The sequence below is a fragment of the Rhizobium sp. BK176 genome, from assembly GCF_024808055.1.
This window is the reverse complement of sequence record NZ_JANUBV010000004.1, coordinates 202,024-218,761: the sequence shown is the minus strand read 5'-3', so window position 1 is coordinate 218,761 and position 16,738 is coordinate 202,024. Positions and strand designations below refer to the sequence as shown.

The 16,738-nt window shown below is 61.2% G+C and carries 15 protein-coding genes; 10 read left to right on the top strand and 5 right to left on the bottom strand.

Annotated features, from left to right (window positions below):
- The first annotated feature begins 22 nt into the window (after nucleotides 1-22).
- A complete protein-coding gene (locus FHT76_RS16475) occupies nucleotides 23-1,042 on the top strand; it encodes a zinc-binding alcohol dehydrogenase family protein (RefSeq protein ID WP_183860419.1) in 1,020 nt (339 codons plus the stop codon).
- A 29-nt stretch (nucleotides 1,043-1,071) separates the two neighbouring features.
- On the opposite strand, the gene FHT76_RS16470 is transcribed toward FHT76_RS16475, so the two are convergent.
- The gene (locus FHT76_RS16470; protein WP_183860420.1) at nucleotides 1,072-1,794 is read right to left on the bottom strand and encodes a copper homeostasis protein CutC; all 723 of its coding nucleotides are present in this window, start codon (nucleotides 1,792-1,794) and stop codon (nucleotides 1,072-1,074) included.
- 30 nt (nucleotides 1,795-1,824) lie between these two features.
- Entirely contained in the window at nucleotides 1,825-3,018 is a 1,194-nt protein-coding gene (locus FHT76_RS16465) for a LysR family transcriptional regulator (RefSeq protein WP_183860422.1), read from the bottom strand.
- Nucleotides 3,019-3,438: 420 nt separating this feature from the next.
- Here FHT76_RS16465 and FHT76_RS16460 point away from each other — a divergent pair, with 420 nt between their 5' ends.
- From FHT76_RS16460 to FHT76_RS16435, 6 genes are all read left to right on the top strand, one after another.
- Nucleotides 3,439-4,347, top strand: a complete 909-nt coding sequence (locus FHT76_RS16460) for an ABC transporter substrate-binding protein (protein WP_183860424.1) — start codon at nucleotides 3,439-3,441, stop codon at nucleotides 4,345-4,347.
- 65 nt (nucleotides 4,348-4,412) lie between these two features.
- Nucleotides 4,413-5,579 (top strand): ABC transporter permease, encoded by a 1,167-nt coding sequence (locus tag FHT76_RS16455; protein ID WP_259126422.1) that lies wholly within the window; start codon nucleotides 4,413-4,415, stop codon nucleotides 5,577-5,579.
- The gene (locus tag FHT76_RS16450; protein WP_183860428.1) at nucleotides 5,576-6,520 is read left to right on the top strand and encodes an ABC transporter ATP-binding protein; all 945 of its coding nucleotides are present in this window, start codon (nucleotides 5,576-5,578) and stop codon (nucleotides 6,518-6,520) included. Before FHT76_RS16455 ends, FHT76_RS16450 begins: the two co-directional genes overlap by 4 nt.
- A complete protein-coding gene (locus FHT76_RS16445) occupies nucleotides 6,517-7,266 on the top strand; it encodes an ABC transporter permease (protein WP_183860430.1) in 750 nt (249 codons plus the stop codon). The genes FHT76_RS16450 and FHT76_RS16445 overlap by 4 nt, the downstream gene beginning before the upstream one ends.
- A gap of 47 nt (nucleotides 7,267-7,313) precedes the next feature.
- Complete coding sequence (locus FHT76_RS16440) at nucleotides 7,314-7,709, top strand: VOC family protein (RefSeq protein WP_183860432.1); 396 nt, start codon at nucleotides 7,314-7,316, stop codon at nucleotides 7,707-7,709.
- A gap of 9 nt (nucleotides 7,710-7,718) precedes the next feature.
- Nucleotides 7,719-10,169 (top strand): glycoside hydrolase family 2 protein, encoded by a 2,451-nt coding sequence (locus tag FHT76_RS16435; RefSeq protein WP_183860434.1) that lies wholly within the window; start codon nucleotides 7,719-7,721, stop codon nucleotides 10,167-10,169.
- 116 nt (nucleotides 10,170-10,285) lie between these two features.
- Here FHT76_RS16435 and FHT76_RS16430 read toward each other — a convergent pair whose 3' ends face one another.
- A complete protein-coding gene (locus tag FHT76_RS16430) occupies nucleotides 10,286-10,678 on the bottom strand; it encodes a PRC-barrel domain-containing protein (RefSeq protein WP_183753103.1) in 393 nt (130 codons plus the stop codon).
- Nucleotides 10,679-10,927: 249 nt separating this feature from the next.
- Here FHT76_RS16430 and FHT76_RS16425 point away from each other — a divergent pair, with 249 nt between their 5' ends.
- Nucleotides 10,928-12,628 (top strand): long-chain fatty acid--CoA ligase, encoded by a 1,701-nt coding sequence (locus FHT76_RS16425; RefSeq protein ID WP_183860436.1) that lies wholly within the window; start codon nucleotides 10,928-10,930, stop codon nucleotides 12,626-12,628.
- 137 nt (nucleotides 12,629-12,765) lie between these two features.
- A complete protein-coding gene (gene pgi / locus FHT76_RS16420) occupies nucleotides 12,766-14,391 on the top strand; it encodes a glucose-6-phosphate isomerase (RefSeq protein WP_183860438.1) in 1,626 nt (541 codons plus the stop codon).
- An 81-nt stretch (nucleotides 14,392-14,472) separates the two neighbouring features.
- Here the strand turns inward: pgi and FHT76_RS16415 are convergent, their stop codons facing one another.
- Nucleotides 14,473-14,757, bottom strand: a complete 285-nt coding sequence (locus FHT76_RS16415; protein ID WP_183860440.1) for a BON domain-containing protein — start codon at nucleotides 14,755-14,757, stop codon at nucleotides 14,473-14,475.
- Nucleotides 14,758-14,932: 175 nt separating this feature from the next.
- Between FHT76_RS16415 and FHT76_RS16410 the strand changes: the two genes are divergently transcribed.
- Nucleotides 14,933-15,733 carry an alpha/beta fold hydrolase gene (locus FHT76_RS16410; RefSeq protein ID WP_183860442.1) on the top strand — a complete coding sequence of 267 codons (801 nt, stop codon included), beginning with the start codon at nucleotides 14,933-14,935 and terminating at the stop codon, nucleotides 15,731-15,733.
- A gap of 8 nt (nucleotides 15,734-15,741) precedes the next feature.
- On the opposite strand, the gene FHT76_RS16405 is transcribed toward FHT76_RS16410, so the two are convergent.
- Nucleotides 15,742-16,668, bottom strand: coding sequence for a carbohydrate kinase (locus FHT76_RS16405; RefSeq protein ID WP_183860444.1), 927 nt, complete (start codon nucleotides 16,666-16,668; stop codon nucleotides 15,742-15,744).
- Nucleotides 16,669-16,738: the final 70 nt, after the last annotated feature.

Genomic DNA, 16,738 nt, shown 5'->3' with positions numbered 1-16,738 from the left:
ATTCCAGGAATGCGAGATCATCATGAAAGCAGTGCTCTGCAAAGAACCCGGTGTCCTCGAACTCGTGGAACGCCCTTCCCCTGCCGCGCCCGAAGCCGGTTGGGTAAGGCTTGCGGTCAGCCACGTCGGCATCTGCGGTACGGACTACCATATCTTCGAGGGCAAGCATCCGTTCCTGGAGTATCCCCGGGTGATGGGGCACGAGATTTCGGCGACGATTCTGGAAGCCGGCGACGGGGTTGCCATGGCGGTCGGTTCACCTGTCATCGTCAACCCCTATCTTTCTTGTGGCATCTGCGTCGCCTGCCGTCAGGGCAAACCGAATTGCTGCACGAGCATCAAGGTCCTTGGCGTCCATACCGACGGAGCCTTCTGCGAGGAAATCACCGTTCCAGCCAGCAATCTTTATGCTGCGAACGGCGTGAGCCTTGAAGCGGCAGCAACCACCGAATTTCTGGCGATCGGCGCCCATGCGGTTCGCCGTTCGATGGCGCCAGCCGGATCGCGCTCCCTTGTCATCGGCGCCGGTCCGATCGGGCTGGGCGCGGCGATCTTCTCGCGGATTGCGGGACATGATGTGACCTTGCTCGATACCAGCCGAGAGCGTTTGCAGATGGCTGCGGATCGTTTCGGCTTCTCCTCAGGCATCCTCGCCGGGGAAGGCGTCGCCGAAGCGGTCAAGGCGAAGACCGACGGCGATGGTTTCGACGTCGTCTTCGATGCGACCGGCTATGGCCCATCCATGGAGAAAGCCTTCAGCTTTGTCGCCCATGGCGGCGCGCTGGTGCTGGTCAGCGTCGTCAAGGACGACATCCGCTTCTCCGATCCTGAGTTTCACAAGCGGGAAATGATGGTGATCGGCAGCCGCAACGCGACCCGATTGGATTTCGAGCATGTGGCGGACTCGATTGCCAAGGGCCTTGTCCCGGTCGACAAGCTGATCACGCATCGAACGACATTGGCGAATGCACCACGAGACCTGGCACGCTGGGCACACGAAAAAGGCGGGCTGATCAAGGCCGTGATCAAGATCGGCACCTAAGCCATCCCAATGCCTACGCTGGCGAACGATCAGGCTGCGTCGATCGCTGCCCGCATCTGGCGGACGACGCTGGCATCCGTCCGGTTTGTCGCTGCAGCCTCAAAGCCGAAGGCGACGGCGCGCGGATCGAGACTCTCGACCGGCGAACTGCAGGAGGCGTGAACCTCGCTTGTTCCGGTGGCCCGCAGGAACTCAGCAACGTTGCCGGGCCGTACGCCACTACCCGGCATGATGGCGATACGGCCGGCGGCCTTGCGGGAGAGACGGCTCAGCGTCTCCAGGCCATCGATTGCCTTCGGCACACAGCCGGATGTCAGGATGCGCTCGCAGCCAAGCTCGATCGCCTGCTCCAATGCCGCATCGGCATCCGGCACAAGATCGAAGGCGCGATGGAGTGTTGATCCAAGCCCCTCGGCGCGGGCTTTCAGCCGGCTGATCAGCGGCACATCAAGCGTGCCGTCCTTGCGATTGGCACCGATGACGACGCCGGCTAGGCCGAAGGCACGCACGGCATCGATGTCGGTCATCATCGCTTCTTCGTCGGCCGCATCGAACACGAAGGGGCCGGCATGCGGGCGGATCATTGCATAGACCGGAATAGGCGCCGCAGCTGCGGCTTTCATCAGGCCCGCGACGGGCGTCAATCCGCCCAGTTCCAGGGCCGAGCAGAGTTCGATGCGGTTGGCGCCGCCGGCAATTGCTGCCGCAAGACCTTGCGGGCTGTCCACGCACACTTCCAGCAAAACACTCACGCTCGAATCTCCTTGTCCGCCGCTGTCTCTTTAAGCGAAGGCGCGCTCTTGTGCGACGGGTTCGGCGATTATTTTGGCAATGGCCGCTGTTATCATGGCGCTTGCGTCAGCCGAAGCTTTCCGATGGTTGAAGGCGACATGATAAGACATCGGGATGGACTCCTCGAGTTCGACGATGCGAACTTTGTCGGCAATGGGCATGGCGCTGACGCGGCCTAGAAACGAGATGTAGCCATGGTTGGCGACAAGGTCGACGATCACGGGCAGGGAGTCGGCCGCGGTAATGTCCTGATTGCGGTGCCTGCGATTGGCGGTGCGCTCATGGCTGAGCGCCATTGCGGCGTGCCCAAGCCCTGTTCGAGAACTCGGCGTGCAGATCGCGTGACCTTCGACGAGCTCGGCCACCGTCCGTTCGCGGCTCTGGGGCGGTGCGATGAGGACCATGTCGGTCTTCAGCAACTCTCGATGCTGGAAGTGCTCCAGACCGAAAACGGAGTCGAGAATGGCAACGTCGATCCGGCCGGACTTCAAAGCCTCCCGCAAGTCATCCGCCGTCATCAGAACCAGAGACAGCGCATTCTTACTGCGGCGGGCGTTCCATTCGGCGACAAGGGCCCCGAGGCACCGCGCGACCCAGCTTTCCGATCCTGTCGGAATGATCGAACCGATGCGCAGCGCCCGCGCCGTGCGCTGATAGCGTTCGTCGGCGGTCGCTTTCAGATCATTCCACTCCTGCGTGACGGCCTGGAAAATGGCGTAGACCCGGCCGCCCTGCTCGGTCAGCGCCGAGCCGTTGGCTTGGCGCTCGAAGAGGCGATGACCCAGCGCCTTTTCCAAAGTCGCGATCTGAAGCGAAAGCTGCGGCTGACCAAGTTTCAGCCGTCGCGCCGCCCGGTTGATGCTGCCTTGGTCGGCGACCTCCAGAAATCGCTCCATCGTGGCGATCTTGATCGGCAGACGCGCCGGTTCGCCGGTCCCGATCCAATTTGCCAGTTCTTCGGCTGACTGTACGATCGGGGCGAGCTTTTCGCGCACGTCGTTGCTGGCGAGAAGCGTGGTTAGCTCACCGGAGCTGCGCTCCGTCAGCTTGAGCGCAAGCTCGGTCTCGAGATTGCGGACCGCCGTCGAGACCGTCGATGCTGCAAGCGAAAGGCTGCGCGCCGTCTCTCTGACCGAGCCGGATGCGAGCACGTGACTGGCGACAAACAACGTGCCGAGCTGCAATCGTTTTCTCCGTAACAATATGAAAAATCGAACGATATGGTGTGTTCGCGAAAAAAGATATCCCTGTCGCGAAATCAGACCGGTATCGTTCTCATCAAGAACAAAACCGGGTTGGACAGTAGAAGCACTGAAGAGCACCGGACATCTGCGGAAACACGCAAGGGAACAAAAACAAATCGCTGCAGCGACGGAAAAGGAAATGCATTTTCGCGCAAGCATTTGCATTCACCGCCATAATCGCGCCGCGAACGCAAAACTGGAGAGGCTTGCATCGATTTTTCGAACGCGAACGCTATTTCCATGACGCACGTATTTCCGGCATGATCGCAGCCAGGCTGCTTTCGCCGGTGATTTTATACGTGAAAGGCTCCCGCCGGGGCCTGCCACGAGGTCAAACGGTGTAAATCAAGGGGACAATCCATGTTGAAGAAATTCGCTCTTGCCGTCTCGCTTTCCGCATTTGCGGCAGGTGCGGCCCATGCTGCAGACGTCGTCGTTTCATCCAAAATCGATACTGAAGGCACGCTGCTCGGCAACGTGATCGTGCTCGCGCTCAATGCAAACGGCATCAAGACGCAGGACCGCGTTGCGCTTGGGACGACGCCGGTTCTTCGCAAGGCAATCACCGCAGGCGAAATCGACATCTATCCGGAATATACCGGCAATGCCGGCTTCTTCTTCAACAAGGCCGACGATGCAGCCTGGAAGAACCTGCAGCAGGGCTACGACCTCGCCAAGAAGCTCGACTACGACGCCAACAAGATCGTCTGGCTGACGCCCTCCCCGGCCAATAACACCTGGGCGCTCGCTGTACGCAACGACGTCGCCGGCCCGAACAACCTGAAGACCATGTCGGACTTCGGCAAGTGGGTCTCCGGCGGTGGCGCTGCCAAGCTTGTGGCTTCCGCCGAATTCGTCAACTCGGCCGGCGCGCTTCCGGCATTCCAGACGACCTACGGCTTCACGCTGAAGCCGGACCAGGAAATCGTCCTTTCGGGCGGTGACACGGCCGCGACCATCAAGGCGGCAGCCGACCAGACGAACGGCGCCAACACCGCCATGGTCTATGGCACCGACGGCGCGATTCAGGCTGCGGAACTGACGGTCCTGGAAGACGACAAGAACGTCCAGCAGGTCTATGCGCCCACCGCGATCATCCGCGAGGAGGTGCTGAAGGCAAACCCGAAGATCGAGGAAGTGCTCGCCCCAATCTTCAAGAGCCTGAACGCCGACGAACTGCGCAAGCTGAACGGCAAGATCCAGGTCGACGGCGAGCCGGCGAAATCGGTTGCCGAAGGCTACCTGAAGGAAAAGGGCTTCCTGAAGTAATCTCGTTGCCAGACGCTCCGCCTGTTCGCGGGCGGAGCAGCCTTTCGACCGGACAGGATGGATCGATGGAAGAAACCTTAGCGGTCCGCAAACTGGACCGGCTTGGCGTGGTGCTGGTGACGGCAGGTGTCGTTGCAACTGCGCTCCTGCCCTTCATCTATGTGAAGGCAAACCGCATCGCCGCCGGAAAGCCCCTGCTGCTGACGCAGCTGCTCAATCAACCCTCCGCCATCATCCTGACAATTCTGCTTATCGTCACCGCTCTGGCCGTTCTGTTTCTGCAAAATGCGATGCTGCGGCTGGTGGTTTCGACCCTCTGTTTTGCAGCCCTGCTGGCGACCATCGGTTTTGCTGCCTCGGCCTTCACCCCGCCCAACAGCAATGCCGCGCGCATGACGCCGGGCGGTGGGTTCTGGGTGCTGTTTGCGGTGATCGGGCTCATCGTCTCGGATGCTCTTGTGAAGATCAAGCTGACCCCGTGGATGCGCATTGCGGCGCTTGTTATATACACTGGCTTGCTCGGCATCTTCCTTGCGTCCGGACTGCTCGACGATCTCTCTATCATGAAGGAATTCGCGACCCGATCCGCTCAGTTCTGGACGGAAGCGCTCGCTCATTTGCTGCTGGCGTTCGGCTCGCTGGCGATCGCCATCGTCATCGGCCTGCCGCTAGGTATCCTGTGCTTTTGGGTTCCAAAGTTACGCGCCGTCGTGCTGCAGGGCCTTAGCCTGATCCAGACGATCCCGAGCCTCGCGCTCTTCGGCATCCTGATGCTGCCGCTCGGCTACCTCGCGACGCATGTGCCCGCCGCGGCCTCGATCGGCATTCGCGGCATCGGAGCCGCGCCGGCGTTGATCGCGCTTGTCCTCTATTCGCTGTTGCCGATCGTCGCCAACACCGTCGTCGGTCTGCAGGGCGTAGATCCCTCGGTGCGTGATGCCGCGGCGGGCATGGGATTGACGCGCCGCCAGATTTTGACCGGCATCGACCTGCCGCTTGCCTTTCCGGTCATCCTCACCGGCATCCGCATCGTCCTGGTGCAGGCGATCGGCCTGGTGACGGTCGCGGCTCTGATCGGCGGTGGCGGCTTCGGCATCTTCATCTTCCAGGGGCTTGGTCAAACGGCCATGGACCTCGTTCTGCTCGGCGCCGTGCCGACCGTTTTCTTCGCCTTCTCTTCGGCCGTCATCCTCGATGCGGTCATCGACAGCATACGGGGATCCGCCGCATGAGCATGATCGAAATCAGGAACGTCACCAAGCGCTACGGCACGGCGACCGTGGTCGACAGCGTCTCGATGGCTGTGGAGAAGGGTTCGATCACCGTCGTTGTCGGCACCTCCGGCTCGGGTAAATCGACGCTCATGCGGATGATCAACCGGCTTGTGCCGATCACGTCGGGCGAGATCTTCGTCGGTGGCCAGAACATCATGGACGTGCCTGTGACCGAGTTGCGCCGCAAGATCGGCTATGCGATCCAGGGGCACGGCCTTTTTCCGCACCGGACCGTTGCGCAAAACATCGCGACGGTGCCGCAGCTCCTCGGCTGGGATACGGTGAAAGTCAACGACCGCGTCGAGGAACTGCTCGGCCTGTTCAACCTCGATCCCGCGACATTTGCCGAGAAATACCCACACCAGCTGTCCGGCGGCCAGCAGCAGCGAGTCGGCGTTGCGCGGGCCCTCGCCGCGGAACCGGAACTGCTGCTGATGGACGAGCCGTTCGGTGCGCTCGATCCCGTCATCCGCGGCAAGGCGCAGGACGATCTATTGGCGATCCAGAAGCAGTTCGGTACAACCGTCGTCCTCGTGACGCACGACATGGACGAAGCCTTCCATCTTGGCAACCAGATCGCCGTGATGAGCGCCGGCAAGCTGCTGCAATGCTCTGCACCCGAAAAGATCCTGACTGAGCCGGCGGACCCCTTTGTACAGCAGTTGACCGGCACCTCCGACCGGGCGCTGAAGCTGATGTCGCTGCTGCCGCTGAGGGAAAGCATGGAGCCGGCAAAGTCAGGCCTGGCTTACGCATTACCGCAATCGCTCAGCTTGCGCGACGCCCTGGCCGAGATGATCTGGCAGGGCGTTGACGAAGCCGCGGTTCAAAACGCGGACAAGGCACCTGTTGGCTCTATCTCTATGACCAGACTGCTCGAACTGGGCCGCAAAGCATGAGGCTCGTCTTTGCGAACCTCTTTCGCGTTGGCGCGCTGGTATTGCTGCTGATCCTGTTGTTCAGGACGGAGTGGCTGTCGTTCCTGCTCGTGCCGTTGACGAGCAACAATGCGCCGGCAGTCTATACCCAAAACAGCCTTCCGCAGCTTGCCGCTTCGCATCTCTTCCTCGTGGCGATCTCGATCGTCGGCAGCGCCGTTCTGGCGATCCTCGGCGGCATCTTTGTCACCCGCAAGAGCGGTGAGGACTTCCTGCCGTTGTCCCGGGCGATCGCCAGTGCCGGCCAGACTTTCCCGCCGGTGGCGGTGCTCGCCCTTGCCGTACCCGCGACCGGCTTCGGCGCCGGACCGACCTTGATCGCCCTCTTTCTCTATGGCCTACTGCCGATCTTCGAGAACACCGTCTCTGGCCTCAAGCAGGTGTCTCCCTCGGTGCTCGATGCCGCCGACGGCATGGGCATGAATGGTACACAGCGGCTCTTTCAGGTGGAATTGCCGCTCGCCCTGCCGCTGATCCTCGAGGGCTTGAAGATTGCGACCGTCATCAATATCGGCACGGCAACGATCGGCTCGACGGTGGCCGCCAAGGGCCTCGGCGAAGTCATCATCGCCGGGCTGATCTCCGACAACACCGCCTTCATCCTCCAGGGCGGCCTGATCGTCGGCCTGATGGCGGTGCTGATCTATGACGCGATGGGGCTGATCGAAAACGCCATCACTGAAAGAATTGGCTTGCGCCCGGCATGAGGCGGCGGCTACCAAGGCTGCCGTGATATCGGCAATGGGAGGCAGCTTTGGCCAAGATGATTCACTCCATGATCCGCGTCCTCGACGAGGCGCGTTCGGTCGAGTTCTATGGCAAGGTGCTCGGCCTCAAGGTCGCCGATCGCATCGACTTCGACACCTTCACCCTGATTTACATGAGCAATGACGAGACCGGCTTCGAGCTGGAGCTGACGGTCAACAAGGGGCGCAGCGAGCCCTATGATCTCGGCAACGGCTATGGGCATCTGGCCCTCTCCGTCCAGGAGGTCGAGGTGGAGCACAAGCGCCTGACCGAGGCCGGCCTGAACCCCGGCAAGATCGTCGAGCTCAATCGCGACGGCAAGCTGCTGGCGCTGTTCTTCTTCATCACCGATCCCGACGGCTACAAGATCGAAGTCCTGCAGCGTCACGGCCGTTATCTCTAAGAGTTTCTCATGATCGAAAAGACCGAACTGAACCGGGGCTGGACGCTCTCCTGCAACGTTACAGGTCGACGCGACCTGCCTGCTGAAATTCCGGCACAGGTACCCGGCTACGTGCATCTCGACCTGCTCGCCAACCGACTCATCCCCGATCCCTATCTCGACGTCAACGAGATCACCAACGACTGGATCGGCAAGGAAGACTGGACCTATCGCTGCAGCTTCGATGCATCGCCGGATGCCGGGAAGGTCCAGGAACTGGTGTTCGAAGGCCTCGATACCGTCGCGACGATCGTGCTGAACGGCGAGGAGCTCGGCCGCACCTTCAACATGCACCGCATCTATCGCTTCGACGTGTCGGAGCGGCTCAAGCAAGGTGCGAACGAGCTGGTCGTGACCTTCCGCTCCGCTTACGCCTACGGCGCCGAGATGGAGGCGCATTACGGCTATCGCCCGAACAATTATCCCGGCCCCGGCAACCTGATGCGCAAGATGGCCTGCAACTTCGGCTGGGACTGGGGTCCGACGCTGGTGACAGCGGGGATCTGGAAGCCGGCGCGGCTGGAAAGCTGGGAGCGAGCCCGACTTGCGGAGACACGGGTTTCGGCGACGCTTGCCGGCGGCGACGGGCGCGTGACAGTTCGTGCAAGCGTCGAGCGCCAAGACGGCGTTCCGGCAAAACTTGTTGCAACCCTCGCCGGCGTCAGCCATGTCGCCGAACTCCCGGAGGGAGCTGACGAGGTCGAGTTCCAGCTGACCGTTCCCTCGCCGCAGATCTGGTGGCCGCACCATCTTGGCGCCCAGCCGCTCTATCCGCTGCAAATCGAATTGCGGGACGGCGTAAGCTATGACTTACTCGACAGTTATTCGAAGGAGATCGGCTTTCGTTCGGTTCGGCTCGATACGGCTCCAGACGAACACGGCTCCGCCTTCACCTTCGTCATCAACGACGTGCCGCTTTTCGTCTGCGGCGCGAACTGGATTCCTGACGATTGCTTCCCGTCGCGGGTAACGGTCGAGCGCTACGTTTCCCGCATCGAGGAGGCGAAAGCTGCGAACATCAACCTGCTGCGCGTCTGGGGCGGCGGCATCTTCGAGCGCGACGAATTCTACGAGGCCTGCGACCGCGCCGGCATGCTCGTCTGGCAGGATTTCCTGTTTGCCTGTGCCTCCTATCCGGAAGAAGAACCCTTGCGCAGCGAGGTCGAAGCCGAGGTCCGCGACAACGTCGTGCGCCTGATGCCGCATCCGTCGCTGATCGTCTGGAACGGCAATAACGAGAACATCTGGGGTTTCGACGAATGGGGCTGGCGGCCTATCATCAAGGAGGGCGTGAGCTGGGGGCTCGGCTACTATCTCGACGTCCTGCCGAAGCTCTGCGCCGAGCTGGATCCCGATCGGCCGTACTATCCCGGTAGCCCCTACTCCGGGACGATGGAGATCGAGCCCAACGCCGATGAGCACGGCTGCAAGCATATCTGGGACGTCTGGAACGACGTCGGCTACGAGATCTATCGCAACTACATCCCGCGCTTCTGCTCCGAATTCGGCTGGCAGGCGCCGCCGAACTGGGCGACGATCGAAGAAAGCGTGCACGACGCGCCGCTGACGCCGGTTTCCAACGGCGTGTTCCATCATCAGAAGGCCACCCAAGGCAATGACAAGCTGATCCGCGGCCTTGCCGGGCATCTGCCTGTGCCGCAGACGATGGACGACTGGCACTTCGCAACACAGCTGAACCAGGCACGCGCCATCCGCTTTGCGATCGAGCACATGCGCTCGCATCGCGACATCTGCAAAGGTGCCGTCGTCTGGCAGTTCAACGATTGCTGGCCGGTGACGTCCTGGGCAGCACTCGATTCAGCGGGACGGCGCAAGCCGCTCTGGTATGCAATGCAGCAGGCATTCGATCCCAGGCTGCTGACGATCCAGCCACGCAACGGTGGACTGGCAGCCGTCGCCGTCAACGAACGCACGCTGTTCTGGCGCTCGAAAATATCAGGCAAACGGCTGCGGCTTGACGGAACGGTACTGGCCGAATTCGAGTTCTGGCGGCTGCTCTGCGACCGGTTTGAGGCGAAGGAGTTTCCGCTGTCGGCCGATGTCGCAACGCCGGATGATGCCGGTAACGAGCTCATCGTCGTGCAGATGCTTGACCGGCGCGCCTTCCACTATTTCGCCGAGGACTTTGATTTGAAGCTCCCGGCACCGCGGGCGTCGATCGAGCTTAGCGCCACCACGGAAGGATATGCTGTGACAATTACGGCACAGACCTTCCTTAAGGATCTCTGCCTCATGGCCGACCGGCTCGATCCTGATGCAGTCGTCGATTCCATGCTGGTCACGTTGCTTCCGGGTGAAAGCCACACATTCGCGCTGCGCACTGCAAAAGCGTTCTCGGCAGGCGATATCGCACTTGGCACAGTGCTGCGCTCAGCCAACGACCTCGTTGCCAGAAGCTGAAAAGGCCCCGTCCGCGACGGGGCCCATCCAGGTCGTTTTACCACGCCGCGCGTCAGAAGGCGCGTTGGCGCAGCGCATGTACGCGCGATCGATGGATCGCACGTGAGCGGACGACGTTACATCCAGTAGGGCGGCACGCCGTAGTAATCATACACTCGGCGGCCATTATCGTTGTACCAGGTGTCGTCATCATCCGCATAGCTCGGCGCGCCTTCGATCTGCTCCTTCGTCAGGTCGATGCGATAGCCGTCCAGCTGGGTGTCGTAGCTCAGCTTTTCCCACGGCAGTGGATAGTGATCGTGGCCAATACCCAAGAAACCGCCGAACTCAAGCACGGCGTAGGCAACGCGGCCGTCCCGCTTGCCGAGGATCAATCGTTCGATCGAACCGATATGCTTGCCATCGGCTCCATAGACGCGGGTGCCTTCCACGCGGTCGCTGGCAATCAGCGTCGGAGTATCCTTCACGTTCGGGTCACGGCGGGTGTTGTCAGCGTCCTGATGCAGCATGGTGCACCTCCTTTTGGTTTTCCTCGTGGTTGGTCCACGCATAAAAACGCTACCCCGAACTCGATGTTCCCAACTTTACTCACGACAACCGCAGACGCTGCGTTATTGACGTTTACGTTAAGGTTAGTGTAGCTCTATTCTCAGCTTGAACCATTCAGGCGATGACATAAGCTGCCGCGTTGGAAGATGGAGGATCGTCCAATCGGCTTGCCGGTTGGACCGGCCGGCAGCGACAGGGAGAGAGACAATATGAACAGCATTTCCGTCCATCCAGGCGGTGCGAAGCCCGAAAAGCCCTGGCTTGCGACTTATCCCGAGAGTGTGCCGGCAGAGCTTCCCGCACTGGAATACGAATCGTTGGCGGAATTGCTCGAGAAATCCTGCGCGCGCTATGCCAATCGCACCGCCTTTTCCAGCATGGGCAAGACACTGACCTACGGCGCGCTTGAAAGCCAAACCCGCAAGATTGCGGCGTGGCTGCAGAGCATCGGCCTCGAGAAGGGTGATCGCATCGCCGTCATGATGCCGAACGTCCTGCAGAATCCGGTCGCCGTTTACGGCATCCTGCGCGCCGGCTTCGTGGTCGTGAATGTCAATCCGCTTTACACGCCCCGCGAACTGGAACACCAGCTGCGCGATTCCGGCGCCAAGGCCATTTTCGTGCTCGAGAATTTCGCTCGCACGGTCGAGCAGGTGCTGGTCAAAACCGACGTGCGCCATGTCGTCGTCACGTCGCTCGGCGAGATGCTGGGCGCCAAGGGCTTGATCGTCAATCTGCTCGTGCGAAGGGTCAAGAAGCTCGTTCCCTCATGGTCGATCCCCCAGCACAAAACGTTCAAGCAGGTGCTCGGCGAGGGCGCAGGCAAATCACTGAAGCCCGCAAGCCTCAAGGGTAACGACATCGCCTTCCTGCAATACACCGGCGGCACGACGGGCATCGCCAAGGGCGCAGTGCTGACGCACAGGAACCTGCTCTCCAACAAGCTGCAGCTCGAACTCTGGCTGGAATCGGCCTTCGACAAGAAGCCGCGCCCGGAGGTCCTGAACTTCCTCTGCGCCTTGCCGCTCTATCACATCTTCGCGCTGACGGTGAATTCGCTGATGGGCATGTCGCTCGGCGCCCACAATATCCTCGTCGCCAATCCGCGCGATATTCCGGCCCTGGTCAAGGAATTCGGCAAGGTGAAGGTTCATATCTTCCCCGGTCTCAATACGCTCTTCAATGCGCTGATGAACAATGCCGATTTTGCCAAGCTGGACTTCTCTAACATCGTGATGTCGCTCGGTGGCGGCATGGCAGTGCAGCGGCCGGTCGCCGAGCGCTGGATGAAGATCACCGGCTCCCACATTACCGAGGGCTACGGGCTTTCCGAGACCTCGCCGGTGGCGACGGCGAACCGCTTCGATTCGGCGGAGTTCACCGGCTCGATCGGCCTGCCGATCCCCTCCACCGATCTCGACATTCGCGACGAGGACGGCAACTCGCTGCCTCTCGGCGAAATCGGCGAAATCTGCATCCGCGGGCCGCAGGTGATGGCCGGCTATTGGAACAAGCCGGAGGAAACCGCCCGTGTGATGACGGCGGACGGCTATTTCCGCACCGGCGACATGGGTTTCATGGATGCACGCGGCTATACCAAGATCGTCGACCGGAAGAAGGACATGATCCTCGTCTCCGGCTTCAACGTCTATCCGAACGAAATCGAGGAAGTGGCGGCGATGCATCCGGGCATTCTCGAAGCGGCAGCGGTCGGCATCCCCGACGGGCACTCCGGCGAGGCCGTGAAGCTCTTTGTGGTGCGCAAGGATCCGGCGCTGACGGAGGCCGATGTGAAGGCGCATTGCGCTGCGAACCTCACCAACTACAAGCGTCCGCGCTTCGTGGAATTCCGCACCGAGTTGCCAAAGACGCCGGTCGGAAAAATCCTGCGCAAGGATCTCCGCGGCTAAGTTTGACGGTTGCGTGAAATTACGGCCATCCGCTTAGGCGGGTGGCTTTTTTGCGTCCAGGGAGGTCGCCGAACTTGATTTGCGCCCTACAAAGCGAATAGTTTCCGCGACCCTCTCGCCCTGCAAAGGAGCCTCCCATGAATGCCATCGTCGAACAATTGAAGAGCACTGCGGCCGCTACCAAGGCGACTGATCTGCGCGCCGCCTTTGCCGCCGATCCGCAGCGCTTCTCCCATTTTAGCGTGTCGCTTGACGACCTCCTGATGGACTATTCCAAGACGGCGGTGAACGACGAGATTCTAGCTCTCCTGGTTAAGCTCGCGGAAACGGGCGGCGTCGAAGCCAAGCGCGACGAGATGTTCTCAGGCAAGGCGATCAATTTCACTGAAAACCGTGCCGTTCTGCACACCGCTCTGCGCAACCGCTCCAACACGCCGGTGCTGGTTGACGGCAAGGACGTGATGCCCGACGTCAACGCCGTTCTATCAGCCATGGGCACATTCGCCGACGGCATCCGCTCCGGCAGCCTCAAGGGCGCGACCGGCAAGGCGATCACCGACGTCATCAATATCGGCATCGGCGGCTCCGACCTCGGCCCCGTGATGGCGACGCTGGCGTTGGCACCATTCCATGACGGCCCGCGCGCGCATTTCGTTTCCAACATCGATGGCGCCCATATCGCCGATACGCTGAAGCTCGTTCAGCCCGAGACGACGCTCTTCATCGTCGCCTCCAAGACGTTCACGACGGTGGAGACGATGACGAACGCGCAGACGGCGCGCAAGTTCATCGCCGACGCGCTCGGCGAGGCTGCCGTTCAGCATCATTTCGCCGCCGTTTCGACCGCACTCGACAAGGTCGCGGCTTTCGGCATCGGGAGCGAGCGCGTCTTCGGCTTCTGGGATTGGGTGGGCGGCCGTTATTCGCTTTGGTCGGCAATCGGCCTGCCGATCATGATCGCCATCGGGCCGGAGAATTTCATCAAGTTTCTCGAGGGCGCCCATGCCGTCGACAATCACTTCCGCACGGCGCCCGTTACCAAGAACCTACCAATGCTGCTCGGCCTGATCGGCTTCTATCACCGCAATGTGCTCGGCTATCCAACCCGAGCGGTCCTGCCTTATGACCAGCGCCTGTCCCGCTTTCCGGCCTACCTGCAGCAGCTCGACATGGAATCGAACGGCAAGGGCGTCACGATCGACGGCACGCCGGTAGAAGGCAATTCCGGCCCGGTCGTCTGGGGCGAGCCCGGCACCAATGGCCAGCACGCCTTCTACCAGCTGATCCACCAGGGCACGAGCGTCATCCCGGCCGAGTTCATGATCGCGGCGAACGCCTTCGAACCAAATCTCCGCCACCAGCACCAGTTGCTGATCTCGAATGTGCTTGCACAGTCGGAAGCGCTGATGAAGGGGCGTACCTTCGAAGAAGCGAAGAAGCAGCTGACCGACAAGGGCATGGACGACAAAAAGGCCGATTTCATCGCGCCGCACCGTGTCTTCACCGGCAATCGCCCATCGATCACCTTCGTCTACGACAAGCTGACACCCTATGCGCTCGGCCGCCTGATCGCGCTCTACGAGCACCGCGTCTTCGTCGAAGGCGTGCTGTTCCGCATCAACTCGTTCGACCAGTGGGGCGTCGAGCTCGGCAAGGAACTGGCAACCGGGCTGCTGCCCGTCGTGGAAGGCAAGGAAAGCGCCGCCGGTCACGATTCCTCGACACAGGGCCTGGTCGCCGCGCTGGCGAAGCTCGCCAAGTAAGAGCATCGAGACAAAAAAGCTCCCGCGGCTGACCGCGGGAGCTTCTCACAGTTTGCGAACTGGGGGCTCAGAAAGCCGCCTCTAGTTCGGCCTCTTCGGGAAGCCACGACATAGCAGTCGATTGTGAACGTGACTCGACCCGACGATGGCGGCGGCGACATCCACGGCCAGTTCGTCATCTCCACGACAGCGGACAAAGCCTTCAAGCACCACGAAATCGCCAAGCATTGAAACAATGATCTGCGTGCTGTCGAACTCCGATGACGCTTCCAGTGCGCACTTGATCGCGGCTTTGGTCGCCGCCGAACAATGACCGGCTTCGACGCTGCCGAGCGACCAGCCGTGACCGTCAACGCGTAGAACCATTTCTTCTCCTCCAACGTTAAACATTGAAGGTACAGGTCGCAATATTAGCGGTCTATTAAGTATGACATGCGTCGATTTCTACCCAGGCTCGCCCGCGACGCGGTATTTCGCGTAGTCCATGTCGAAATCCGACCTCGCCATGCGTTATAGGTACGTCGCGATGCGGAGAGGTTGAATGAGCGTAACGGACGACGAACTTGTGAATTTCGAAGCGCATGGCGCGGCGCCGCTACCTAGGTCGCAGCACCATGGCTTCGTTGAGAATGACGGCGCCCGCATCTGGTATGCGAGCTACGGCTCCGGTCCGGCCGTGATCCTGTTACATGGTGGGCTCGGCAATGCAGGAAACTGGGGCTTTCAGGTGCCAGCGCTCGTCGCCACGGGCCGGCAAGTCGTCGTCATTGACAGCCGCGGCCACGGCCGCAGCACGCGTGACGCGCGTCCCTATCATTACACGCGGATGTCCGAAGACGTGCTTGCGGTGATGGATCACCTAGGACTGGTAAAGGCCGCGCTCGTCGGCTGGAGCGACGGGGCATGCACGGCGCTTATTCTCGCCGACCAGCGGCCGGAGCGGGTTTCCGGTGTGTTTTTCTTCGCCTGCAACATGGACCCGAGCGGCACGCTTGAATTCAAGCCGACCCCGATCATCGATCGTTGCTTCAGCCGGCATCGAAAGGACTATCGGGCGCTATCCGCCACGCCCGACGCCTTCGAGAGCTTCGTCGGCGACGTGTCGAAGATGATGGCAAGCGAGCCGAACTATAAGCCCGCCGACCTCGCGAGCATCAAGGTGCCGGTCGCGGTCGTGCTCGGAGAGAACGACGAATTCATCAAGCGCGAGCACGCGGATTATCTGGCACGCAGCATTCCCGATGCCGAGTTGATCCTCCTGCCAGAGGTGAGCCATTTCGCACCGCTGCAGCGGCCCGAGCACTTCAACCGCGAAGTGCTCGCCTTTCTCGATCGGTTATAGGCCTCGGCTCAGAGACCGATTTCTTTTGCCCACGGGGGATTGGCTCCGGCGCGCGAGACGGTGACGGCTGCGGCCTTGGCGCCGAGCGAGAGGGCGTTCTGCAGCGCCTTTTCGCTGAGCGACGCGACCTTTTCCTTGGTCAGGAGATCATCGATCTTCAGCGACGCAAGCACGCCGGCGTCGAAGGTATCACCGGCGCCGACGGTATCGACGACGGTAACGCGCTCGCTCGGGACGGTGACCTTGCGTTCGTTGGTGTAGCCTGATGCACCTTCAGCTCCCTTGGTGATGACGACGAGCTTGGCACCCTGCTTCAGCCAGTAGGCCGCCAGGTCGTCATGGCTGCCCTCGAGGCCGAACCACTCCAGATCCTCGTCGGAGAACTTCAGGATGTCGGACTTCGACGCCATGCGCTTGATACGCGCCATATGGGCTTCCTTGTTCTTGATGAAGCCGGGGCGGATGTTTGGATCCAGCGAAATCACCCGCTTGTCGCACTCGCGGTCGAGAAGCGCTTCATAGGTCTCGCCGCAAGGGCTGGGGATCAGGCTGATCGCGCCGAAATGCAGCGCCTCGCAATCGTCGCCGAGAACGGGCAGGTCTTCGGTCGTGATCATGCGCCCGGCCGTGCCTTCGTCGTAGAAGGCATAGGTGGCCTGACCGTTGACGAGCTTGACGAAGGCGACCGTCGACGGGCGCGGGGTAATGGCGCAGAGGCTGAAGTCGACATTGCTCGCCTTCAGCGTATCGCGCAGGATCTCGCCCATCATATCGTCGGCGAGGCCGGTGAAGAAGGCCGTCGGGATGCCGAGGCGTCCGAGCGCGATCGCCGTATTGAAGATCGCACCGCCGGCGTAGGGCGCAAACCCCTTCTCACCGAGAGTCGTTTCCCGCGGCAACATGTCAATCAGCGCTTCGCCACAGCACAAAATCATTCCGGCCTCCCAAGCATTACGATCCATCGATGTTCAAATCGATTAGATAATTTCGTGGCAAAAGCAAAGC